Annotated in this window: 1 protein-coding gene; it reads left to right on the forward strand. The window is 63.0% G+C overall.

The genetic code is table 11. The annotated features are described in order from the left end of the window. Positions 1-81: 81 nt before the first annotated feature. Positions 82-1,123: IS110 family RNA-guided transposase (locus tag ACODRZ_RS26720; protein ID WP_488661537.1), on the forward strand; the 1,042-nt coding region annotated here is incomplete at its 3' end.

Consider the following 1,123-nt stretch of genomic DNA (forward strand, 5'->3'; position numbering starts at 1 on the left):
CTTAGACCCCATGACTGCCAGAGCCTCGGAGGCTCGAATCTGAGATGCTGATGATGGATTTGTCAGCAGCGGAGACGAGTCATGACGGAGACGGTGAAATACGTTGGTCTGGACGTTCATAAGGAAACCATTGCGGTCGCGGTTGCCGATGGGGAACGCGGAGGCGAGGTGCGTTTCGTCGGCACGGTCGCCAACGAGGACGATGCGATCAGGAAGCTGGTCAAGCGGCTGACTGGACCGGGCGTGACGTTGAACGTCTGCTACGAAGCTGGTCCCTGCGGGTATGGCTTGCATCGGCTGCTGACGAAGCTGGGACAGAATTGCATCGTCATCGCCCCCTCGATGATGCCGCGGCGCCCGGGTGACCATGTAAAGACGGACCGGCGTGACGCGATGACCCTGGCGCGGCTGCTACGCGCTGGCGAACTCACCGCAATCTGGATACCGGACGAAGCGCACGAGGCGGTACGCGATCTCATCCGCGCGCGACGCAGCGCGCAAGATGATGCCATCGGAGCCAAGCAGACAGTGCGCAGCTTCCTGTTGCGTCATGATCGTCGTTTCGGCGGCAAGGCGGCCTGGACGAAAATGTACTGGCGGTGGTTGTCCGAGCAGCGGTTCGATTTTCCCCACCAACAGCTGGCATTCGAGGAAATGCAGAAGCGGGTGCTGGAGGCGCAGGCACGGGTTGGGCGCTTAGAAGCGGCGCTGACTGAAGCGGTGGACGCATGGTGTTTTGCGCCGCTGGTCCGCAATCTACAGGTCCTGCGCGGTATCAGGCTGGTCAGCGCTGCGACGCTGGTCGCTGAAGTAGGCGATCTCACCCGCTTCGACAATCCCAAGCAACTGATGGCGTATGTCGGCTTGGTGCCGTCCGAGCACTCCAGCGGCGCTCGGACCAAACGGGGCCGGATCACCCGCGCGGGCAACGCGCAGGCACGAACCATGCTGATTGAGGCGGGCTGGTCGTATCGACTGCCCGCTCGCGAGGAACGACGCTACCGTGAGCGGGTCATCGACTTGTCCGAGGACATCCAGGCGATCGGGTGGAAAGCGCAGGTTCGCCTGTGCCAGCGCTACCGTCGCCTGGCGGCCACGGGCAAGCCTCAGCCCAAGGTGACCA

The organism is Novosphingobium sp. FG90, from assembly GCF_057808725.1.